At 61.9% G+C, this 22,370-nt stretch carries 21 protein-coding genes and 1 tRNA gene; 12 read left to right on the top strand and 10 right to left on the bottom strand.

What is annotated here, in order from left to right:
- Positions 1–5: 5 nt before the first annotated feature.
- Complete coding sequence (locus tag ACP7AL_RS15720) at positions 6–755, bottom strand: F0F1 ATP synthase subunit A (RefSeq protein ID WP_006022883.1); 750 nt, start codon at positions 753–755, stop codon at positions 6–8.
- 93 nt (positions 756–848) lie between these two features.
- The gene (locus ACP7AL_RS15715) at positions 849–1,232 is read right to left on the bottom strand and encodes an AtpZ/AtpI family protein (protein WP_425992663.1); all 384 of its coding nucleotides are present in this window, start codon (positions 1,230–1,232) and stop codon (positions 849–851) included.
- Between ACP7AL_RS15715 and ACP7AL_RS15710 the strand changes: the two genes are divergently transcribed.
- The 3 genes from ACP7AL_RS15710 (at position 1,131) to ACP7AL_RS15700 (ending at position 2,684) form a co-directional block, all read left to right on the top strand.
- Positions 1,131–1,424: a hypothetical protein gene (locus ACP7AL_RS15710; RefSeq protein WP_425993004.1), complete on the top strand. Its 294-nt coding sequence runs from the start codon at positions 1,131–1,133 to the stop codon at positions 1,422–1,424. The two genes, ACP7AL_RS15715 and ACP7AL_RS15710, sit on opposite strands and share 102 nt — an antisense overlap.
- An 89-nt stretch (positions 1,425–1,513) precedes the next feature.
- Entirely contained in the window at positions 1,514–2,137 is a 624-nt protein-coding gene (locus ACP7AL_RS15705; protein ID WP_425992661.1) for a 2-hydroxychromene-2-carboxylate isomerase, read from the top strand.
- Between the two features lie 43 nt (positions 2,138–2,180).
- Positions 2,181–2,684 (top strand): hypothetical protein, encoded by a 504-nt coding sequence (locus ACP7AL_RS15700; protein WP_425992659.1) that lies wholly within the window; start codon positions 2,181–2,183, stop codon positions 2,682–2,684.
- 105 nt (positions 2,685–2,789) lie between these two features.
- On the opposite strand, the gene ACP7AL_RS15695 is transcribed toward ACP7AL_RS15700, so the two are convergent.
- Positions 2,790–4,457 carry an MFS transporter gene (locus tag ACP7AL_RS15695; protein ID WP_425992657.1) on the bottom strand — a complete coding sequence of 556 codons (1,668 nt, stop codon included), beginning with the start codon at positions 4,455–4,457 and terminating at the stop codon, positions 2,790–2,792.
- A 292-nt stretch (positions 4,458–4,749) separates the two neighbouring features.
- Here ACP7AL_RS15695 and ACP7AL_RS15690 point away from each other — a divergent pair, with 292 nt between their 5' ends.
- Both ACP7AL_RS15690 and ACP7AL_RS15685 read left to right on the top strand, forming a co-directional pair.
- Complete coding sequence (locus ACP7AL_RS15690; RefSeq protein WP_024919693.1) at positions 4,750–5,424, top strand: response regulator; 675 nt, start codon at positions 4,750–4,752, stop codon at positions 5,422–5,424.
- 48 nt (positions 5,425–5,472) lie between these two features.
- Positions 5,473–6,120 carry an HAD-IA family hydrolase gene (locus ACP7AL_RS15685; RefSeq protein ID WP_006022877.1) on the top strand — a complete coding sequence of 216 codons (648 nt, stop codon included), beginning with the start codon at positions 5,473–5,475 and terminating at the stop codon, positions 6,118–6,120.
- A gap of 7 nt (positions 6,121–6,127) precedes the next feature.
- Here ACP7AL_RS15685 and ACP7AL_RS15680 read toward each other — a convergent pair whose 3' ends face one another.
- Entirely contained in the window at positions 6,128–9,634 is a 3,507-nt protein-coding gene (locus tag ACP7AL_RS15680; protein ID WP_425992654.1) for a PAS domain-containing hybrid sensor histidine kinase/response regulator, read from the bottom strand.
- Between the two features lie 225 nt (positions 9,635–9,859).
- Between ACP7AL_RS15680 and ACP7AL_RS15675 the strand changes: the two genes are divergently transcribed.
- Positions 9,860–10,519: a response regulator transcription factor gene (locus tag ACP7AL_RS15675; protein ID WP_425992652.1), complete on the top strand. Its 660-nt coding sequence runs from the start codon at positions 9,860–9,862 to the stop codon at positions 10,517–10,519.
- Between the two features lie 13 nt (positions 10,520–10,532).
- Here ACP7AL_RS15675 and hemA read toward each other — a convergent pair whose 3' ends face one another.
- From hemA to ACP7AL_RS15645, 6 genes are all read right to left on the bottom strand, one after another.
- Entirely contained in the window at positions 10,533–11,759 is a 1,227-nt protein-coding gene (gene hemA / locus ACP7AL_RS15670; RefSeq protein ID WP_425992650.1) for a 5-aminolevulinate synthase, read from the bottom strand.
- Positions 11,760–11,950: 191 nt separating this feature from the next.
- A complete protein-coding gene (locus ACP7AL_RS15665; RefSeq protein ID WP_024919689.1) occupies positions 11,951–13,015 on the bottom strand; it encodes an MBL fold metallo-hydrolase in 1,065 nt (354 codons plus the stop codon).
- 145 nt (positions 13,016–13,160) lie between these two features.
- Positions 13,161–14,240 (bottom strand): biotin synthase BioB, encoded by a 1,080-nt coding sequence (gene bioB, locus ACP7AL_RS15660; RefSeq protein ID WP_081758575.1) that lies wholly within the window; start codon positions 14,238–14,240, stop codon positions 13,161–13,163.
- A 199-nt stretch (positions 14,241–14,439) separates the two neighbouring features.
- Positions 14,440–16,587: a methyl-accepting chemotaxis protein gene (locus ACP7AL_RS15655; RefSeq protein ID WP_425992648.1), complete on the bottom strand. Its 2,148-nt coding sequence runs from the start codon at positions 16,585–16,587 to the stop codon at positions 14,440–14,442.
- Positions 16,588–16,724: 137 nt separating this feature from the next.
- A tRNA-Thr gene (locus tag ACP7AL_RS15650) sits at positions 16,725–16,799 on the bottom strand.
- A 139-nt stretch (positions 16,800–16,938) separates the two neighbouring features.
- Complete coding sequence (locus ACP7AL_RS15645; protein ID WP_425992646.1) at positions 16,939–17,388, bottom strand: nuclear transport factor 2 family protein; 450 nt, start codon at positions 17,386–17,388, stop codon at positions 16,939–16,941.
- 95 nt (positions 17,389–17,483) lie between these two features.
- Here ACP7AL_RS15645 and ACP7AL_RS15640 point away from each other — a divergent pair, with 95 nt between their 5' ends.
- From ACP7AL_RS15640 to ACP7AL_RS15615, 6 genes are all read left to right on the top strand, one after another.
- Positions 17,484–17,687 (top strand): hypothetical protein, encoded by a 204-nt coding sequence (locus ACP7AL_RS15640; protein WP_425992644.1) that lies wholly within the window; start codon positions 17,484–17,486, stop codon positions 17,685–17,687.
- A gap of 114 nt (positions 17,688–17,801) precedes the next feature.
- Positions 17,802–19,514, top strand: coding sequence for an FAD-dependent oxidoreductase (locus tag ACP7AL_RS15635; RefSeq protein ID WP_425992642.1), 1,713 nt, complete (start codon positions 17,802–17,804; stop codon positions 19,512–19,514).
- 41 nt (positions 19,515–19,555) lie between these two features.
- On the top strand, positions 19,556–19,858 hold the full coding sequence (locus ACP7AL_RS15630) for a UBP-type zinc finger domain-containing protein (RefSeq protein ID WP_006022866.1): 303 nt from the start codon (positions 19,556–19,558) through the stop codon (positions 19,856–19,858).
- Between the two features lie 82 nt (positions 19,859–19,940).
- Complete coding sequence (locus tag ACP7AL_RS15625) at positions 19,941–20,870, top strand: alpha/beta fold hydrolase (RefSeq protein ID WP_425992640.1); 930 nt, start codon at positions 19,941–19,943, stop codon at positions 20,868–20,870.
- 118 nt (positions 20,871–20,988) lie between these two features.
- Complete coding sequence (locus ACP7AL_RS15620; protein ID WP_425992638.1) at positions 20,989–21,474, top strand: hypothetical protein; 486 nt, start codon at positions 20,989–20,991, stop codon at positions 21,472–21,474.
- A gap of 188 nt (positions 21,475–21,662) precedes the next feature.
- A complete protein-coding gene (locus ACP7AL_RS15615) occupies positions 21,663–22,328 on the top strand; it encodes an NAD-dependent epimerase/dehydratase family protein (RefSeq protein WP_425992636.1) in 666 nt (221 codons plus the stop codon).
- Positions 22,329–22,370 lie beyond the last annotated feature (42 nt).

The following is a 22,370-nucleotide window of genomic DNA, read 5'->3' as shown; positions in this document are numbered from 1 at the left end:
TGAATTCAGTGTCCGGGATGAAGTGCGTCGTTGAGGTAGATGCAGGTCAGGATGGTGAAGACGTAGGCCTGCAGGAAAGCCACGAGAATTTCGAGGCCGGTGAGCGCGGTCGTCATCGCCAGCGGCAATATCGAACCGAAGATGCCCACAGCGCCGAGCGCGCTCAGCGACGTTACGAATCCCGCAAACACCTTGAGGGTGATGTGACCTGCCAGCATGTTCGCGAACAGACGCACGGAGTGGGACACCGGCCGCGACAGGAACGAGATCACCTCGATCACCATGATGAGCGGCAGGATATAAAGCGGAATGCCTGACGGGACGAACAGCTTGAAGAACTTCAAGCCGTTCTTGTACAGCCCGTAGAGCAGCACGGTCAGGAACACCATCAGCGCCAGCGCCACGGTCACGATGAGATGGCTGGTGACGGTGAAGGTGTAGGGAATGATGCCGATCATGTTCGCAGTCAGGATGAACATGAACAGCGAGAACACGAACGGGAAGAACTTCATGCCTTCGTCGCCGACGCTCTCTCTCAGAGTGTTGCCGACGAATTCGTAGGATAGTTCGGCAACGGACTGGAAGCGGCCCGGAACGAGGGCGCGCGCGGCGCTGCCGCCGATCATCAGTAGCGAAACGACTGCGACCGCGCCGAACATGTAGGCGGACGAATTGGTGAAAGCGATCTCCTGACCACCGATGTGGCCCAGGGTGAAGATCTTGTGGATCTCAAATTGATGGATTGGATCGGCCATCCACGTTCGTCTTTCATCTTTGCCGGCGTGCCGGACAGTCATACCCGCCAGCAAGCTGGCTTGAAATTCCAAGAGCGATCCCGGTGGATCCTGTCAGGAGCGATCCGACGCATCGCTGTTTGCGAGGCCGGCTGCCCGCATCACGTTGATCACGCCGGCGGTGAAGCCAAGCAGAAAAAACACGATCAGACCCCAGGGGGACGTCGAAAAAAGACGATCGATGCCCCAGCCGATGACCGCTCCGACAAGGACGCCTGCAATCAATTCGGAGGAGAGGCGAAAACCCCGTGCCATCGCGGACGCGTTGGCGGAGGCTGCCCCACTTCCTGACTGATCTGTCTGGTTTTTGCGGTTATTCCGGACTTCGGAAAGCCGATGTTTCAGACGGTCGAGCCTTGCGGAGAGCGCAGCTTCGTCGGCAGGCGGTTTGTTTCGTTCCCCTTCGCCGCGACCGTTGCTGTGCGTGCCGTTCGCCATTTGCTATCGACACCCCATGCCCCGTCGCGCGATTTCAGAGAAAAACGCCCCGCCACCCACGAAAACCGCGCGGACCATACTGACGGCATACGGTCAAGTCAAGATTGCCTGATTGACATGTATCGCTTTGAAATAACTTATGAAATCGGAGAAAAAATCAGATCGCTGCGCGCACTCGCCGCACTGCGATAAATGAAATGCGCAATCGTGTGTTTGCCGGCATGGTTTTACTTGTTGTGATATGACCGGAGCTTGCCGAAATCATGCAGCCGGGAGGGCCGATGGCGCGCCAGATTGACTACTATTTTTCCATCCAGTCGCCATGGGCTTACATCGGGCATGCGCTGTTTCAGGACCTCGCGGCCGCGCATCAGTTGAAGGTCGACTACAAGCCGGTTCTGCTGATCAACGTGTTTTCCGAAACGGGAGGCCTGCCGCTGGCGAAGCGTCATCCGGCGCGGCAGCGCTATCGCATGATGGAATTGCAGCGCTGGCGCGACAAGCGCGGCCTCAAGTTCAATCTCAAGCCGCAGTTTTTTCCGGGCGATCCGCGGCTGGCCGATGGTGTCGCTGTGGCTGCAACGGTTGCCGGACTAAACCCCGAGCCGTTTATGCGCCGCGCCTTCGCGGGCCTCTGGGAGCAGGAACTCAATCTTGCGGACCCCGCGACCGTGACGAAGCTGGCCGATGAATCAGGGTTGCCGGGCGAGAAGCTTGTCGCGCAGGCGGTCTCCGACGAGATCAGTGCGGCCTATGAGCAGAACCGTCAGGATGCGATTGCGGCGGGCGTGTTTGGATCGCCCTGCTGGGTGCTCGATGGCGAGGTTTTCTGGGGTCAGGACAGGATCGAATTGCTGGCCGATGCGTTGAAATCCGGTCGCAAGGCCTACACTTCAGACGTCTGAGGACGAAACGACAGACGGCGGGTGTGTCGCGATGAGGGAGCCCATGCGTCCAGATGTCAGGTTTGCCGTAATGGCATTGGCGGTGACGGGGATGCTCGCTCCCGAGGCGCGCGCCCAGGCCGCGCCCGAGACCGAGAACGGACGGTTCACGCTGTCGCCTGTGACAGACGGATTCCTGCGGCTCGATACCCGCAACGGCGTGGTGTCGATCTGCACCAACAAGAGCGGCTGGACCTGCCGGCTGGTGCCGGACGAGCGTGCCGCGCTCGATACCGAGATCGGCCGGCTTCAGGCCGACAACAAGAAGCTGCGCGACCAACTGGCCCAGCGCGACACGGTCACCGGGAAGACCGACGCGCCGCTGGCCAAGGAAGATTCGAAGAAGAGCGCACAGGCTGCGCCCGACGGCAAGGCGTCGCCCGACGGAAAGATCGAACTGCAATTGCCGCCCGAGCACGAAAAGCTGATGGCGCTGATCGAGCGGGTCTGGGAGCGGCTGATCGATATGGCGAACCGCATGCAGAAAAAACTGTCGGAGAAAATCTGAAATTCCAGAATCCTGAAATCCAATGCCGCAAAAAAAGGCCGCGGATTGCTCCGCGGCGTTTGTGTTTGAAAGGTCAGGCGGAGCGAGCCGCCTGACCTTCAATCGTTACTTGCTGATATCGACGTCCTTGGTTTCCGGCAGGAAGAAGAAGCCGATCACCACGGTGATCAAGGCGAAGATCACCGGATACCAGAGACCTGCGTAGATATCGCCGGTCGATGCCACGATCGCGAAAGACGTCGCGGGCAACAGGCCGCCGAACCAGCCGTTGCCGATATGGTAGGGCAGCGACATCGAGGTGTAGCGGATCTTGGTCGGGAACAGTTCGACCAGCATCGCGGCGATCGGGCCGTACACCATGGTGACGTAGATCACGAGGACGAACAGCAGTCCGATGATCGCGGCCACCTGCGGTTTGAAGATATCGAACGGGTTCGACATCTTCACGATCGTCGTATTGGCAGCGCCGGGCTTCGGATAACCGGCTGCCTGGAGGGCGGCGGTCGCGCCAGCGTTCGATGCTGCCGGCGTGGTGTAAGGCACGTCGGTTCCGTTGATCTTGATCAGCACAGGCGAGCCAGGCGCGCCGGCGACGGTGTCATACTTGACCGAGGACTTCGCCAGGAAGTCACGGGCAAGGTCGCAAGGCGCGGTGAACACGCGGGTGCCGACCGGGTTGAACAAGTCGCCGCAGGCCTTCGGATCGGCAACGACCGAGACCTTCACCGTCTCGATGGCCTTTTCCAGCGCCGGGTTGGCGTTGGTCGAGATCATGCGGAAGATCGGGAAGAAGGTCAGCGCCGCGATCAGGCAGCCTGCGAGGATGATGGGCTTGCGGCCGATCTTGTCCGACAGTGCGCCGAACACGATGAAGAAGCCGGTACCCAGCAGCAGAGACCACGCGATCAGAAGGTTCGCGGTGTAGCCATCGACCTTCAGGATCGATTGCAGGAAGAACAGCGCGTAGAACTGGCCCGTGTACCAGACCACGCCCTGGCCCATCACGCCGCCGAGCAGCGCGATCAGCACGAGCTTGGCGTTGCTCCAGTTGCCGAAGGCTTCGGTCAAAGGTGCTTTCGACCCCTTGCCTTCATCCTTCATCTTCTGGAACACCGGCGATTCATTCAGCTTGAGCCGGATGATGACGGAGACGCCGAGCAGAACGACCGAGAGCAGGAACGGAATGCGCCAGCCCCATGCCGCGAATTCGGCTTCACCGAGAATGGTGCGGGTGAAGAGAATGACCAGCAACGACAGGAACAGGCCGAGTGTCGCGGTCGTCTGAATGAACGAGGTGTAGTAGCCGCGCTTGCCGGGAGGCGAATGCTCCGCGACGTAAGTCGCAGCACCGCCGTACTCGCCGCCGAGCGCGAGGCCCTGCAGCAGGCGCAGAATGATCAGGATGATCGGAGCCGCGATGCCGATGGTGGCAGCGTTCGGGAGCAGGCCGACGATGAAGGTCGACAGACCCATGATGAGGATCGTGACGAGGAAGGTGTACTTGCGGCCGACGAGATCGCCGATGCGGCCGAACACGATGGCGCCGAACGGGCGCACCAGGAAGCCGGCGGCGAAAGCCAGCAGTGCGAAGATGTCACGGGTCGCCGGCGGATAGGCGCTGAAGAACTGCGCACCGATGATCGCGGCGAGCGATCCATAAAGATAGAAGTCGTACCACTCGAAGACGGTGCCGAGCGACGATGCGAAGATGACGAAACGTTCGTCCTTCGTCATGCCGCCCGCTCGTGGCGAGGTCGTAGTCATTGTGGCCATTTCAAAGCTCCCCAAACGTGTTGCTGAAAAATTCGCTTCTGCGCGCCGCTCTTTCGCCGGCTGAAAAAGTGCGAGAAGTTCGCAATCAAGGTAACATCGGCGTGAAACTCAGCCCTATAAGACTTTCGGCCAGCCAAATTGGTGGGCGGGGACACCGTGCAGTGCACAATCGTTGCAATCGGAGACCGCGAGCTTGTTGTTTTTGTTCCCGGGTTGCATGACTGAACGGCACGGTAAACACTCGGAATCCAATATCGTTGTCGGGCTTAATCAGCTATTGCATGCGGGATAAATGACCATCGTTACCAGCACACATCTCGTTGTCGCCGACGATCATCCGCTCTTTCGCGACGCCCTGCGACAAGCCGTCGCGACCGTCGTCGCGTCGGCGCGGGTCGATGAGGCGGGGTCGTTTGAGGAGTTAACGGCGCTGCTCGATCGAGAATCCGACGTCGATCTGATCCTGCTCGATCTGTCGATGCCGGGAATCAGCGGTTTCTCCGGGCTGATTTATCTGCGCGCGCAATTCCCGGCGATCCCGGTCGTCATCGTCTCGGCCAGCGACGACGCCAGTACCATCCGCCGGTCGATGGACTTCGGCGCGTCCGGCTTCATACCCAAGCGCTTTGGCGTCGAGACCTTGCGCGAGGCGATCGGCAAGGTGATGAACGGCGACGTCTGGATTCCGGCCGATGTCGATCTCTCCGCCGCGGCTGATCCTGATATGACCAAATTGCGCGACCGGCTGGTGACGCTGACGCCGCAGCAGGTGCGGGTGCTGATGATGCTGTCGGAAGGCCTGCTCAACAAGCAGATCGCCTACGAGCTTGGGGTGTCGGAAGCCACCATCAAGGCGCATGTGTCCGCCATCCTGCAAAAGCTCGGCGTCGAAAGCCGGACCCAGGCCGTGATCGCCGCCGCGAAAATCGCGGGCGGAGAGTGGAAACAGGCCGACCCGGCGAAATAGTGCCGCAGGTGCCCGCGCGCGAAACGACTCCGGCAAAAGCGATGGATCATGATTGAAGCAGTGATTTGGGATTTTGGCGGGGTGCTGACCACGTCGCCGTTCGAGGCTTTTGCGCGGTATGAAAAGGAGCGCGGGCTTCCCGTCGATATTATCCGGCGGACAAACGCCGCGAACCACTTCGAGAATGCGTGGGCGAAATTCGAGCGCGCCGAAGTGGATCTTGCAACCTTCGATGAACTGTTTGCCGCCGAATCGCTCGCGCTCGGCGCCGAGGTGCGGGGACGCGATGTCGTGCCGCTGCTGTCGGGCGATCCGCGTCCGGAAATGGTCGAGGCGCTCCGCCGGGTGAAGCAGCATTTCAAGACCGGCTGCATCACCAACAATCTTCCCGCGAACGCCATGGGCAGCTCGGGCGGCCGTGCGCTTTATGTCGCGGAAACCATGGCGCTGTTCGATCATGTCATCGAGTCGGCGAAGATCGGCCTGCGCAAACCCGATCCGCGGATCTATCAAATGATGGTCGCGGCGCTGGACGTCGATCCGAAGAAGTGCGTCTATCTCGACGATCTCGGCGTCAACCTGAAGCCGGCGCGGGAAATGGGCATGACCACCATCAAGGTGATCGACGCGCCGCAGGCGATCCGGGATCTTGAAGCCGCAACCGGCCTCGCGCTCGGCGATCTCGTGCGGGCGTGAGCCCGGTTTATTCGGCAGCGACCATCTGCTGTGCACGCCATTGCGCGAGCAGCGCGCGAAGCGCCGCCGGCTTGACCGGCTTGTTGAGCACGACGATTCCATCCTCGCGCGCGGCGTCGCGCACATGCGGGCTGCGGTCCGCGGTAATCAGAATGGCTGGAATTCCATCGCCGAATCGCTGGCGGATGTCGCGGATCGCGGCGATGCCGTTGCCCCGGTCGAGATGATAATCGACCAGCAATCCGGTCACGCGCTCATTGGTCGCGGCAATGGCCTCCGCAGCGGTCACCGGATCGACCGCGGCGATCACCTTGGCGTCCCAGCCTGTCAGCAGCGTTTTCATGCCGTCGAGGATGGCGCGGTCGTTCTCGATACAAACGATGAGGGTGCCGCTCATCGGCGCCTTGGACGAGATACTGGTGCCGGACATGGTCGCCGTATGGGTGGCGGTCTTCGCAATCGGCATCGTGACGGAGAACCGCGACCCGCCACTGCGGTTCGAGTCCACCACGATGCGGTGATTCAGAACTCGCGCCAGCCGCTCGACAATCGACAGGCCGAGCCCCAATCCGCGCGCGATCCGGGCGCCCTGATCGAGGCGGTGAAACTCCTTGAAGATCTCGGCGCGCTTCTGAACCGGAATGCCGAGGCCGGTATCGTAGATTCCGATCTCGAGCGATTTGCCCCGGCGGCGGCATCCGACCAGAACCCGGCCCTTGGGCGTGTACTTGATGGCGTTCGAGATCAGGTTTTGCAGCAGCCGCCGCAGCAGCACGCGGTCGGAGGAAACCGCCAGCGAGCAGGGCATGAAAGTAAGCTTCAGCTTTCGTGCCTTCGCGATCGGTGTGAACTCCACTTCCAGCGATCGCATCAGATCGCTCATGCGGAAGCTGGAGATCGACGGCGTCATGGCGCCGGAGTCGAGCCGCGAGATGTCGAGCAGCGCACCCAAAATTTCCTCGATGGCTTCCAGCGAGTCGTCGATGTTGCCGACAAGGCGGGCGTCCTCGCCGCCGTCCTGCCGTTCGACAAGGCTGGTGACATACAGCCGCGCCGCATTGAGCGGCTGGAGAATGTCGTGGCTGGCCGCAGCAAGGAAGCGCGTCTTGGAAATATTGGCTTCCTCGGCGGTGCTCTTGGCCCGCGCCAGTTCGCTGTTGAGCCGTGTCAGTTCCTCGGTGCGTTCGCGGACGCGTTTTTCCAGCGTCGCGTTGGCGCGCTCCAGCGCTTCCGCTGCTTCAAAGCTCGGCGTGATGTCGGAGAAGGTGATCACCAGCGCGCCGCCCGGCATCCGGTTGGCGCGAACCTCCACAACCATGTTGCGATCGGTCAGCCGCTCCAGATAGGGCTCGCCCTCGGTGGTGTAGGCGGCGAGCCGTCGTTGCAGCATGGCGGGATCGGCATTTGCGTCCTGTCCGTTGCTGCCGATGAATTCCAGAATCTCGGCCAGCGGAATGCCGATTTGAGAATACTGCGCAGGCAGGTCGAGAATCTCGCCGAACTGCTGGTTCGACGTGATGAGCTGCAATTCCGGATTGAACACCGCGATGCCCTGGCGGACGTGGTTGAGTGCGGTCTGCAACATCTCGCGATTGAAATGCAGGGCGGTGTGCGCGTCGTCGAGCAGTTTCAGCGCGGCCTTGGCGGACACCGCGCGCTTGCGCAGCAGGAGTGACAGCACAAGTCGCGACGACGCCGCGCCGATCGATGACGCGATCAGATGTTCGGCATGGCGCAGCAGGCGGAAATCCGCAGGCGCCGCACGATCGATGTTGACGTGGTGGCTGACGGCGAAGGTTTCGAACGACTGCTGCGCGCGTTCCGGGCCGAGATACTGGGCGACCGTGGTGAGCAGATCCTGCACCGTCACCGTCGTGCGCCAGCGCCTGAAATTCGGCGCGATCGGCGCCAGTTCGTTCGGCACGAACAGATCGGCCTGCACCCGTTCGATCGATGTCGGCTGGCGCAGCAGCGACAGCACGATATAGGTCAGAAGGTTGAGCGACAGGCTCCAGAACACGCCATGGATCAGCGGTGCCATCTCGGTGCCGAGCAGTGCCCGGGGGCGCAGCGCCGCGATGCCGAACAGGCCTTCATTCAGCCAGATCACGCCACGCGGATCGACGTCGGCGAAGCTCGGCAGGAACAGCGTATAGGCCCACACCGCAAAGCCGATCATCATGCCGCCCATCGCGCCGCGCGCGGTGGCGCGGCGCCAGAACAATCCGCCGAAAAACGCCGGCGCCAGTTGGGCGACGGCTGCGAACGAGAGCAGGCCGATGGCGGCGAGCTGCGCATTGCCGAGCGCGTGGTAGTAGAGATACGCCATCGCCATGATGGCGAAGATCGCGACGCGGCGCACCTTGAGCAGAAAGCCGCCGAAGTTCGCCTTCCCTGCCTGCGCGGCAGGCCGCCGTTTCAACACCAGCGGCACCACGATGTCGTTCGACACCATGATCGCGAGCGCCACGCATTCCACGATCACCATCGCGGTGGCCGCGGAAAGGCCGCCGATGAACACGATCACGCTGAGCCATGTAGCGCCTGCCTGAATCGGCAGCGCCAGCACGTACATGTCGCTGTCCGATGCGCCGAACGGAAAGGTGACAAGGCCGGCAATGGCGATCGGGATCACGAACAGGTTGATGGCGATCAGATAGAGCGGAAACAGCCAGCGCGCGCGGCGAACCTCGGCCTCGGTGGAGTTCTCGACGACGCTGACGTGAAATTGCCGCGGCAGCAGCATGATTGCCAGAAACGACAGCAGCGTCATGGCGGCGAAATTGCCGATCGACGGCGCGGTCTCGATGGCACGCACCGCCTCCGGCGTCTTCATGGCGCGCTCCCAAAGATCGGCCGGCCCGAACATCACGAAGGTCACGAACACGCCGGCTGCGATGAAGGCCACCAGCTTGACCAGCGATTCTGTCGCAACCGCCAGCATCAGGCCGTGCTGGTGTTCGGTGGCGTCGGTCTGACGCGTGCCGAACAGCACGGCGAAGGCGGCGAGCGTAATCGTGACGATGAAGGCGATGTCGCCGATATAGGGAATGCTGGAAACGTCCTGATCCTGATTGAGGATCGTTTCCAGTGACGACGCGACGGCCTTCAATTGCAGCGCGATGTAGGGAACCGAGCCGATGATGGCGATGCCGGCGGCGGTGGCGGCCACAGCCTGGCTCTTGCCGTAGCGCGCGGCGATGAAGTCCGCGATCGAGGTGATGTTCTGCGACTTCGCGAGCTGGATGACGCGCATCAGCAGCGGCGTGCAGAACGCGATCATCAGGATCGGGCCGACATAGATCGCGAGAAATTCGACGCTGGTACGGGTCGCGAGTCCCACCGAGCCGAAGAATGTCCAGGACGTGCAGTAGATCGCCAGCGACAGCGGATAGATGATCGTGCCGAGGCGGCCGCGCTGAACCTGCGTCAGCCGCTCGCCGTAGCTCGCGACGACGAACAGCAGGCCGATGTAGCCGAAAGCGGCTGCGATCACGCCCCAGTCATGCAGCATCGAGTTGATCCCTGACGTCAGGGCACGATCCTCTCCGAAAACCGGTTCCCGCTTTTCGGGACCGCGCCTTGGCCAACGCCCGGTGCGACCTTAACCCGGTCCGCTGTCGCACGCACCCGGAGTGAGATGCTGTCCGCTGAACGAACAAAATATTGGCGTGGGTGGTCGAATCAGGTACTGCACGTAATGGTTGTATTACCAAACTAACGCACTCAGGGGCGGATTATGGGCCAGATGCTACCTATTTGGGATGCTCCAGTCGCCATCGTTGACGACGACACTTCGGTCCGCGACGCGCTATCGCTGTTGCTGAAAATCGAGGGCTTCGCCCCGGAGGCTTTCGCAGACGGGGAGTCGTTTCTTGGATGGCTCCAATCGTCCACGCCGTGTTGCGTCATCCTCGACCTTCAGCTCCCCGGCCGGTCCGGTCTCGCGGTGCTGAGGCAGCTTTCCGACATCCATTTTGCGCCGCCGGTCTTTGTGATCTCCGGCCAATCCGATGTCGCGATGGCCGTAGAAGCCATGAAGCTCGGTGCGCTGGATTTTCTTGAGAAGCCGTTTTCCGCCGGCGCCATGATCGAGCGCGTGCGCGAGGCCGCTCTGTTTTATCGCCGGTCGGCCGCCGGGCACATCGACGGTCTCGCCGATTTTCCGGGGATCGAGCTTCTCACCCGGCGCGAGCGGGATGTGCTGGGGCAGGTCGCTCACGGGGCATCGAACAAGGAGGCGGGACGGCGGCTCGGCATCAGCCCGCGCACCATCGAGGTTCACCGCGCGCGCATCATGGACAAGCTGGGTGCACGCAATGCCGCCGACCTGATGCGGATCGTATTGTCGAATGCACCGGCTCCGGCAATGGCACGGCAATTCGTCAGAGCCGTTTGATTCAGCAGCTGAGTTATTCCGCTGCCATGGGCTTGGCGTACAGCGGCAGTTCGAGCTGCTCCCAGACATGAACCAGCGCCTCGGCGAGTCCATCAATCAGCGCATCCTCGTGATACGGCGACGGCGTGATGCGAAGACGCTCCGTGCCCTTGGGCACTGTGGGATAGTTGATCGGCTGAATGTAGATGCCGTGCTCTTCGAGCAGGAGATCGCAGGCCTTCTTGCAGCGTTCCGGATCGCCCACGAACAGCGGCACGATGTGGGTATCGCTCGACATCACCGGCAGACCGGCCGCGGTGAGAATGGCTTTCACCCGCGCAGCGCGGTCCTGATGGCGCTCACGCTCCCAGCTCGATGATTTCAGGTGCCTGATCGCAGCGGTCGCGGCCGCGCAGATCGCGGGCGGAAGCGCGGTGGTGAAAATGAAGCCCGGCGCATAGGAGCGGACCGCATCGACCACCTTGGCGCTGCCGGCGATGTAGCCGCCGAGGCAGCCGAACGCCTTGGCCAGCGTGCCTTCGAGAATATCGATCCGGTGCATTACGCCATCGCGCTCGGCGATACCGCCGCCGCGCGGACCGTACATGCCGACCGCATGAACCTCGTCGACATAGGTCATCGCGCCATAGCGCTCGGCGAGATCGCAGATCTTCGCCAGCGGCGCGACGTCGCCGTCCATCGAGTAAAGGCTTTCGCACACGATCAGCGTCGGGCGGCCTGGATGCGCGCGCAGCAACTCTTCGAGATGCGCAACATCGTTATGGCGGAACACGAGGTATTCGGTGCCCGACTGGCGAATGCCCTCGATCATCGAATTATGGTTCAGCGCGTCCGAGAGGATCAGGCAGTTCGGAATCAGCTTCGCGAGCGTTGCGATGCCGGTCTGGTTGGAGACGTAGCCCGAGGTGAAGACCAGCGCCGCTTCCTTGCCATGCAGATCGGCGAGCTCCTGCTCAAGCTGGATCAGCGAATGGTTGTTGCCGGCGATGTTGCGGGTACCGCCTGCGCCGGTCCCGGTGCGGGTGGCGGTCTCGACCATCGCGCCCACCACCTTGGGATGCTGACCCATGCCGAGATAGTCATTCGAGCACCACATCACGACGTTGCGCTGGCCCTTGGGCGAGTGCCACACCGCGTGCGGGTAACGGCCGGCGATGCGTTCCAGATCCGCGAAAACGCGGTAACGCCGCTCGTTATGGAGGCGGCCGAGGGCATCGTCGAAGAACTTGTTGTAATCCATCACAAAAACCCTGGATGGGGACCCGGATTACGGCAGCCGGCCCAGGGATTTACCGAGGGGTCTTCTGTCGCGCGCAGGGTCTTTTTAGAGCTTTTCCAGGTTTAGTGTCGAGGCTGTTTTTGCGGTTCTTCCATGCGGCTGGCGCGGAGTTGATCGAGATCAATCCCGCCAGTCAGCGTGCGGTACCGAGATCAGGCCGCGGTGAAGCGCAGCACGCCGTCCGCGCCGACACTGGATTTCAGCCGGCCGTGGGCGAGCATGTGATTGACATGCGCGATCAGTTCGCCGGCGGCAAAGCCGGTCTGATGGGCGTCGAGCACATGCTTGTGAAACACCACCGGCACGAGTTCAGCCGAGGTCTTCGGCGATGTGCGGCATGCGTCAGCGATCAACTGGCAGCGCTCTTCGTGATGATCGGCCAGCTGCTTGATGCGGGTCTTCACGCCGTAAAACGGCACACCATGTCCCGGCAGCACCAGCACATCGTCCGGCAGCAGGCCGCTGAGTTCTGCAAGCGATGTGAGATACTCGCCGAGCGAATTCGCATCGGGCTCGACCGCCCACACGCTGACATTCGGCGAAATCTTGCTCAGCACCTGATCCGCCGACAGGAAGATGTTGTCGGCCGCGCAATACAGCATCACCTGATCGAGCGCATGACCGCCGCCGGTGATGACCCTGAACTTTCGCGCCCCGATCGTGATCTCGTCGTTCTTCGACAGGCGGCTGTAGGAGGCCGGAAGTATCGACACCCGCGCGAGGTAGTCCATGCCCCGCCCCAGCAGCGCTTCGGTGATCTCTTCGTTCATGCCGTGGCGCCGGAAGAACAGCCGCTGCGCCAATTTGCGCTCCGGCGAACCGCGATGCTGATGATACGCGGCTTGCAGGTATTCGACCTGCGACATGTGGAGCGGACAATTGAAACGCTCGACGATCCATCCCGCGAGACCGACGTGATCGGGATGCGCGTGGGTGACGATCAGCTTCGTGATCTTGAAGCCCTTGAGTGGACCCTCGAACAGCGCCGTCCATGCGGCGATGGTGGCTTCGTTGCCGATGCCGGTGTCGACCATTGCCCAGCCGTCGCCGTCAGCGAGCAGATAGATGTTCACATGGTTGAGACGGAACGGCAGAGTCAGCCGGACCCACATCAAACCGGGCGCAACCTCGATTGCCTCGTCGGGTTTCGGCGGGGTTTCGAAGGGGTAGCGCAGGCCATCGGCGGCTGCGGGCAAGGTGGCGGTCCTGGTGTGCATCGTCTCGCAATCGTGTTTTTCAACGTCCGGCTTAACGCGGCAACCGGTGCTGCGCTAGTGTCCTGACCAGCCAAAAGTCACGTTTTACGAGGCGTGCCGGCATGGTTGCCATGCAGGCAGCCATGCTTCGGCGTTTCAAACAGCATCAGGACGCGGCCGCGCCGGACACCGTAGCCGCGGCTGGCTTCGCGTCCACATGCGTATGGTTGTGCGGCTTGGCGTCGTCGAGCTTCGACTTGATGCCGAGGCGATCGAGCAGATCGGCGTCGCGCACGGTCTGCGGGTTCTTCGTGGTCAGCAGCACATCGCCGATGAAGATCGAATTCGCGCCGGCGACGAAGCACAGCGCCTGCAATTCGTCGGTCATGTACTGGCGGCCGGCCGACAGGCGAACGACGCTGCGCGGCATCATGATGCGCGCGACTGCGATCATGCGCACCAGCGCGATCGGATCGGGGCGCTCGGCGGTGTCGTTGACCGGCACGCCCTTGACCTCGTTCCACATGTTGATCGGAACGCTCTCCGGATGCTCGGGAAGATTCGCCAGCAGAGCCAGCATGCCGAGACGGTCATCGACCTGCTCGCCCATGCCGATGATGCCGCCGCAGCAGACCTTGAGGCCGGCTTCGCGCGCGGATGCCAGCGTGTCGATGCGATCCTGCATCGTGCGCGTGGTGATGATCTTGCCGTAGAACTCCGGCGAGGTATCGACGTTGTGGTTGTAGAAGTCGAGGCCGGCATCGTGCAGCCGCTTGGCCTGTGCGTCGGTCAGCATGCCGAGCGTGACGCAGGTTTCCATGCCGAGATCCTTCACGGCGCTGACCATGTCGCAGACCTTGTCGAGATCCTTGTCCTTCGGATTGCGCCATGCGGCCGCCATGCAGAAGCGTTCCGCGCCGGCTTCCTTGGCGCGCTTCGCGGTGGCCACGACATCGTCGTGATCCATCAGCTTCGATGCCTTGAGGCCGGTGTCGTATTTCGCGCTCTGCGAGCAGTAGCCGCAGTCCTCGGGGCAGCCGCCGGTCTTGATGCTGAGCAGGCTCGCGGTCTCGACGTGATTGGGATCGAAGTTGCGGCGGTGAATGCTCTGCGCCTGGAAGATCAGATCCGCGAAGGGGAGATCGTACAGCGCCTGCGCTTCGGCGCGGGTCCAGTCGTTGCGCGGCTCGATCAGCGCATCGCGCCCGACCGAAACTCCGCCTTTCACATCCGAACCCGGCACCATGCTCATGCGCTAACCCCTTGCGTGCGTAACCCAAAGTCTCGTTCTGGCGGACAGCACGGGATGCCCTGAGGCGACCGGCGTCCTTCATGTCCAGAGAGATTACCAAGGATCATGGGGGCCCAGAAGAGTCAATCTGGGCCCGGCCGCCGGGTGAAAGCAGCTATGCCTCACGGCATAGCGCATAAACGCAACAGGGCAGTTATGCCGCCCGGATGTTGAGCAGGAAGGCATCGACCTCTGCGCGCAGCGTATCGGCTTCGCGGCGAAGTTCGTTCGATGCATTCAGCACCTCGCCGGCTGCGGTTCCGGCCTCGCTCGAGGCGCGGCTCACGCCGACGATGTTGCTCGACACTTCCTGAGTGCCGCTCGCGGCGTGCTGGATGTTGCGCGCGATTTCGCGGGTCGCGGCACCCTGCTCCTCGACGGCCGCGGCGATCGCCGTGGTGACCTCGTTGATCTCGCCGATGGTCGAGCCGATGTTGCGGATGGCGCCGACCGCCGATGCCGTGACGTTCTGCATGCTGGCGATCTGGGTGCGGATTTCGTCGGTCGCCTTTGCGGTTTGCTCGGCGAGGCTTTTCACTTCAGACGCCACGACCGCGAAACCGCGCCCGGCTTCGCCGGCACGCGCGGCCTCGATGGTGGCGTTGAGCGCGAGCAGGTTGGTCTGCGATGCGATCTCCTGAATCAGGTCGACGACGCTGCTGATGCGGTTGGCGTTGTCGGCGAGACCCTGCATGGTCGTGTCGGTCTTGCCCGCCTCGGTCACCGCGTTGGCGGCGATCTTGGTCGAATTCGTGACCTGGCGGCTGATCTCCTGGATCGACGATGACAGTTCCTCGGTGCCGGCGGAAACCGTCTGCACGTTGACCGAGGTTTCTTCAGCCGCCGACGCAACGGTGTTCACCAGCGCGCTGGAATGCTCGGCAGATGTGGACATGCTCTCCGCCGTCGCCTGCATGACATTGGCGGAGGTCATCAGGCTGTCGAGCGCGGCGCGGACCTTGTCCTCGAAACTCACGATCTGCTTTTCGATGCGCGATGCACGTTCGGCCTTGGCGATACGGTCCTGATCCTGTTCGCTGCTCAGCGTGCGCGAGCGGATCATGCTGTCGCGGAACACTTCGAGCGAGTCGGCCATCACGGCGATTTCGTCCTGCTGGCGGCCGCGCTTGACCTCGGCATTGAGATCGCCCTCGGACAGGCGGCGCATCACGTCCTGCAGGTTGCCGATGCGGCCAAGGATGTTGCGGCCGACATAGAGCCAGACGAACAGCGCCGATCCGATCAGCGTCAGCACGCCGAGCGCGAGCATGGTCGTCGTTCCCAGCGTGATCGTGTTGTTTGCCTTGGCGGCAGCGGCGTCCGTCGCGACCTGCACGTCATCGACCAGCCGCTTGATGCTCATTTCGAGGCCGCGGTTGAGCTTGCCGGTCTCTTCCAGAATCAGCCGCCCGTAATCGGCGGAATCCAGTTCCTTCTGACGCAGCTTGAAAAGGCCGCTCTTCTTGTTGCCGAACGCCATCATCTGCGTGACGGCCTCCTTCAGCTTGTCGCCGTCGCCGGTATGACCAAGTGCCTTGAGGGAAATCTCGATGCTGTCGTACGTGACCGAGAATGCATATTCCTGATCGCTGAGCGTCTCGGCGTTGTTGGCGTTTGCAGCGGCGCTGATGTTGCTCGCGGCGAAATTGATATCTGCCAGCAGGCTGGCCAGCATATCCACGCCGCGCATGGCCTTGATGGCTTCCTTCGGCTCCGCATTCGGATTCACCAAAGCCGAATTGACGGCGGCTTTTGCATCTTCGGCTGCGCTGCTGATGATGGTGACGACGGCGCTATGGGCGGCGCGGGCGGCCTCGAACTTCTTGTTGTGCTCGGCGGCGAGATCCAGCCGCTCCTTCGCAGCCGCGCGCAGGCTGTTGATGGTATCGTCGAGCATTTTGACGTTCTCTTCCAGCGCTGACACCACGCCCGGATCGGCCTTGAGAGTCTTGATCTCCTGAAGTTTGGCCAGCGCCGCGGCCTGGACCTCTTTCAGGCCCTGGGTGCGGGATTGAAGGGTGCTTTCATCGTCAGAAGCCAGCATCGCGGGACCGCGGGCGGCGAGACTCTGGCTCAACCCGGACAGTTGGAGACTTGCTGTCAGACGAGGAATGTTCTGGCTGCTCAGTTCGTTCATCATGCCGCCGAGTTGGCCAAGCAGCAGGCTCGCTCCCGCGCTGATTGCGATCGCCATGCCGGCGATGACCGCGAAGGCCAGGAAGAGACTTCCCCGGACGCCAACCTTCACGTTCGGCAGTTTGAAACGAAACAGATTTTTTCCGACCTTGAACCGCAAAGCCATAACCCCGAATCCCCCGATTCCCCGTGAAAGCACGTGCGGGCGGAGTATCGTGATGCCTGGTTAAAAATTTCGGGAACTGGGGGCGTTTTCTGCCAAAAATTTCGTGCAGAGCTGCAATGCGAGGCTTTTGAGAGGGCTGGTGCTGCCAGACAGGATTGAACTGTCGACCTCTCCATTACCAATGGAGTGCTCTACCACTGAGCTACGGCAGCGAACGCCAGACAAGAAAGAGCCAGAACCGTACCGGGTACGTGAATCAGCTAAAAAGCCTTAAAGGCGCGCGTTCCTTTGCCATAAGGCAACTGGCGGTGCAAGCACGGAGCGGCCCGTTCTTGTCCCAACCGCCGGAACTCAGGCAGAAACAGCCCTGGCGGGCTTGTATTTTGCCAGTTCAGGGCCGATCCGGGCGCTCATCCGGGTGCTTAATGCCTCCAGGGCCTTGAAGGGACGGATCATCACCTCGAACTCGATGATTTTCCCGGCGGAATCGAATTTCACCAGATCGATGCCTTTTAATTGCAGATCGCCGATAGTGGCGCTGAATTCCAGCGCCACATCGTGCGATCCGGCCACGAAGGTGCGGTGATAGCGGAAATTCTCGAAAATCTGCACGACCGCGCCGAGGATCAGCAGGCTGGCGGGACGCCCCGGAATCGGCAGGTGCACGAATGGCGAGCGGAACACGGTGGTTTCGGCGAGCAGCGGCCGCAGCACGTCCTCGCTCTTGGTCTCAACGAAGCGATGCCAGCCCGTGAGCGTTTCCTGCGCGCAAGGCGCAAGTCCCGGTACGTCAGCCGTCATCACATTCTCCCCGTCACATTACCTGCCGTATTCGATATAAAATAGTTCGTCACACCGGGGACACCCGGTCAAGGAAAGCTGCAAGCAGGCCTGTCATGACGGACGACGTCAAAAATGAGCACACCGCCAAATCGGCCCGCCATGAGCGGCTGAAGTCGGCGCTCCGCGACAATTTGAAACGCCGGAAGTCGCAGGCCCGCGGCCGCGCCGGCATGGCGATCGTCACGCCGGATGACGATGCCATGGCGCGGGGCGATGCATCGGGCGCAATTTCGCACCGGCACGATGGCGACCAATGACCCGCCGCATTCAACCATCGCTTGATTGTTTGGCGGACAGACACGATCTAGCTTGATGAACGCGATCTCCAACGAGGGATATCGCTGATCTGTTCGAGCATGAGGATGCGTGAGATGGCGACGGACCAGGCAGCAGCAAATGGGCCGGGCGCCCCGCAGTCGGACGCTGCACGTGCGGCATTTCCCCGGTTCGAGCAGACGTTTCCGACATTGACGGAGACGGAGATCGACCGCATGCGCCGGTTCGGCGAGGTTCGTCAGTATAAGGACGGCGAACGGCTGTTCGAGACCGGCAAGGTCGGTCCCGGCATGTTCGTCATTCTGTCGGGCCACGTCTCCATTACCCAGCGCGACGGCCTGGGCCACGTCACGCCTGTGATCGAGCAGGGGCCCGGCCAGTTTCTCGCCGAGGTCGGGCAGTTGTCCGGCCGTCATGCGCTGGTGGACGGCACCGCCGAAGGCGATGTCGAAACGCTGCTGATTCCATCCCAGAGTCTGCGTGCGCTGCTTGTGGCCGAAGCCGATCTTGGCGAGCGCATCATGCGCGCGCTGATTCTCCGCCGTGTTGCCCTGATTCAAGCCGGCGTCGGTGGCCCGGTGCTGATCGGTTCGCCGTCTCTGGTCGGCGTGGTGCGGCTGCAAGGCTTTTTGTCGCGCAACGGCATTCCCCATCACGTGCTCGATCCTGCTACCGATACGGACGCGGCAGATCTGATCGCGCGCTATTCGCCATCGCCCGCTGATCTGCCGCTCGTGGTCGCTCCGGACGGCACGGTGCTGCGCAATCCCGGCGAAACCGATCTCGCCTATGCGATGGGCATGATCGGCGGTCCGATCAAGGACAAGCTCTATGATGTCGCCGTCGTTGGCGGCGGCCCCGCCGGACTTGCGACAGCGGTCTACGCGGCGTCAGAAGGATTGTCCGTGGCGGTGCTCGATGCACGGCATTTCGGCGGACAGGCCGGTGCCAGCGCTCGCATCGAGAACTATCTCGGTTTCCCGACCGGCATCTCCGGTCAGGCACTTGCAGGACGCGCCTACAATCAGGCGCAGAAGTTTGGTGCCGATCTGATGATTCCGGTCGAGGCCAAATCGCTCGACTGCTCGAAAGGCGGCGGCGCATTCGGATTGACAACCGAATGCGGTCATTTCCTGAAAGCAAAATCCATCGTCGTCGCCAGCGGAGCACGCTACCGGCGTCCCGCCATCGAGAATCTCGACAAGTTCGAGGGGCGCGGCGTCTGGTACTGGGCGTCGCCGATCGAGGGGAAGCTCTGTGCGCAGCAGGAGATCATTCTGGTCGGCGGCGGCAATTCCGCAGGGCAGGCCGCGGTGTTTCTGTCAGGTCACGCCAGCAAGGTGCGGATGATGATCCGCAGCGGCGGCCTCGCCGACAGCATGTCGCGCTATCTGATCGACCGCATCATGGCGACGCCGAACATCGAACTGATGATTCACACCGAGATCGTCAGGCTGGAGGGCGCGGAAGGCGGGCTCGAGCGCGTGCACTGGCGCAATCGCCGCACCGGCACCGAGACCGCGGGCGACATCCGCAATGTATTTTTGTTCGTCGGTGCGGATCCCGCGACCGCATGGCTGAAAGGCTGCGGCGTTGAGCTTGATCGGACCGGTTTTGTGGTGACCGGTTCGCAGTGCGAGGAAGGCAAACCGGTTTCGGGGCTGGAGACCTCGGTGCCGGGTGTCTTCGCCGTCGGCGACGTGCGCTCCGGCTCGGTCAAGCGGATGGGCGGGGCGATCGGCGAAGGCGCGCAGGTCGTGGCCGCGCTGCATGGTTTTCTTGGCGACAAACTCGCGCAGCCTCGTTAGCCTGCGATGGCCGGACAATTCTCTGACCAAGAGACCATGACATGCCCTGCAAGCACATCGCGGAGATCAAGAATGTCACGCCGAGCGCGCTGGGCTGCGAGGAATGCCTGAAGACCGGTAGCGTCTGGCTGCACTTACGAATTTGCCGGACCTGCGGCCATGTCGGCTGCTGCGACGATTCGCCGAACCGGCACGCCACCAAACATTTCCGCGCCACCCAGCATCCTGTCATCGAAGGGTATGATCCGCCGGAAGGATGGGGCTGGTGCTACGTCGATGAAGTCTTGTTCGACCTGTCGGACCGCAAGACCCCGCATAACGGTCCGATCCCGCGTTATTATTGAACGGCGTCTGCCGAGTATCTGAGCTTGCCAACCACCCTTGGATTGTCAGGATCGTGCCGATCCTCAAAAGGAACTTTTTAGCATGCTGTATTTCCGGCGAGCCATTCGCGGCGCGGCCTGCGCCGCGGCAATGGCTGCATCCATCTTTCTCGTGTCAGTCGGCTACGCGTCCGCGCAGTCGGCGCCGCAAAACCGCACCGCCGACGTCAACGGCGTCAAACTGAATTATCTGATTGCTGGCAAGGGCGATCCGGTCGTGCTGCTGCATGGCTATGCCGAGACCAGCCACATGTGGCGGCCGCTGTTTCCGGGACTCGTCAACAAGCACACCGTGATTGCGCCCGATCTGCGCGGGTTCGGCAAATCCGATGCGCCCGAGGGCGGCTACACCAAGAAGCAAATGGCGCAGGACATCCACGCGCTGGTGAAGAGCCTCGGATTTACCAAGGTCAGGATCGTCGGCCACGACATCGGACTGATGGTCGCCTATGCCTATGCGGCGCAGTATCCGGCCGAGGTCGATCGTATCGTGCTGATGGATGCCTTCCTGCCCGGCGTCGGCGACTGGAAGAGCGTCTGGCTGCTGCGCGATCTCTGGCACTTCCATTTCTACGGCAAAACGCCGCTGGCGCTGGTTCAGGGCCGCGAGCGGATCTATCTCGAACATTTCTGGAATGACTTCGCCGCCGATCCCGCAAAATCCATTTCGCAGAAGGATCGTAAAATCTACGTCAAGGCCTATGCGCAGCCGGGGCGCATGAAGGCGGGAATGGAGGTCTTCCGCGCCTTCGAGAAAGACGCCGACGACTTTTCGGATTTTGCAAAGACCAAGCTGCCGATGCCGATGCTCGTTCTCTCCGGCGAGAAGGCGGGAGGTGTCTTCCTGATCGAACAGGGCAAGCTCGTCGCGACCAATGTCGAAGGTGTTATCATCAAAGGCTCCGGTCATTGGCTGATGGAAGAAGCGCCGGGCCAGGTGATTCCGGCGCTGGTGGATTTTCTCAACCGCTAATCGCGCAACCGGAAAATCCTGCAAAAATTTGCGTGAGCGGGCCGTGCGGAAACGCAACTTCTGTTGCACTGCCATGCGTATCATGTAGCCTTGGATTTATTCTAACCAGGGGCGCATCATGATTTTAGGCATGTCGTTAGCGGGTTTCACGGTGTTTCATCTCATCATCAGCATGATCGCCATCGGCCTGGGCTTCGTGGTGGCGGGTGGGATGCTTGCATCGAACAGGCTGCCCGGCTGGACGCTCTGGTTTCTCGTCCTGACCATCCTCACCAGCGCGACCGGATTTCTGTTTCCTTTCACCAAGCTGCTCCCGTCGCACATCGTCGCGCTCATCTCGCTCGCGCTGCTGGCGATCGCGGTGTACGCGTTCTACGCAAAAGGCCTCGCCGGGATCTGGCGCACCGTCTATGTGGTCACCGCGATGCTCGCGCTCTGGTTCAATGTCTTTGTTCTGATCGCGCAGTCGTTCCAGAAGGTCGCGTTGCTGAACGTCTATGCGCCGACCGGTGCCGAGCCGCCGTTTGCGATCACGCAAGGAATCGTGTTGCTGTTTTTCATCGGCTTGATCATCCTCGGCATCAGGCGTTTCAAGGCGGCGTGACCCACGCTAGTGGTCCGATTCTAACATTCGCATCCCGTTTCAGAAGGTATTCTTGCGAATGTTAGAATCAAAGGACCACCAGGAAATGTAAGTTTCTAGTGGAGTTTGGATTTGACATTCGCTTTGCGGACTCGCGACCGAGAGGGTGCGAATGTCAAATCCACTCCACGAGGGGAACGGGAGCGCCGATGAAAGTCATTGTCTTCGGCGCGACCGGTATGGTCGGGCAGGGCGTTCTGATCGAGTGCCTGCGCGATCCCGATGTGACGGAAGTATTGACCGTCGGCCGCAGCGCCACCGGTCAGCAGCACCCGAAGCTGCGCGAGCTCGTGCACAAGGATTTTCTCGACTTCTCCGCCATCGAGAAAGACATCACGGGCTATGACGCCTGCTTTTTCTGCCTTGGCGTGTCTTCGATCGGTATGGACGCCGAGCGCTATCGCCATCTGACCTACGACATCACGCTGGCGGCGGCGCGCTCGCTGGCGCGGCTCAATCCGGACATAACCTTCGTCTATGTCACCGGCGCAGGCACGGACAGCACCGAGCAGGGCCGCGTGATGTGGGCGCGGGTCAAAGGCAAGACCGAGAACGATCTGCTCAAGCTGCCGTTCAGGGCGGCGTACATGTTCCGGCCCGGTGCGATCCAACCCTTGCACGGCGTGCGGTCGAAAACGGCCTGGGTCCAGGCGCTCTATGTCATCACCGGACCGCTGCTGGGTTTCCTGCATCAGGTCGCGCCCAAATATGTCACCACCACCGAGGAGGTCGGCCGCGCCATGCTGAGCGTCGCCAAGCTCGGCTATCCGACGCCGATCCTCGAAATGGACGACATTCACAAGGCCGGGGCCTGATCGTTCGGGCCGGACAGCCTTAAAGCTCCCGATCCGCCTGGA

Source organism: Afipia sp. DC4300-2b1, from assembly GCF_049895725.1.
Lineage (GTDB): Bacteria > Pseudomonadota > Alphaproteobacteria > Rhizobiales > Xanthobacteraceae > Afipia > Afipia broomeae.
The sequence above is the reverse complement of the archived record's forward strand: the minus strand, read 5'-3'. Positions and strand labels throughout refer to the sequence as shown.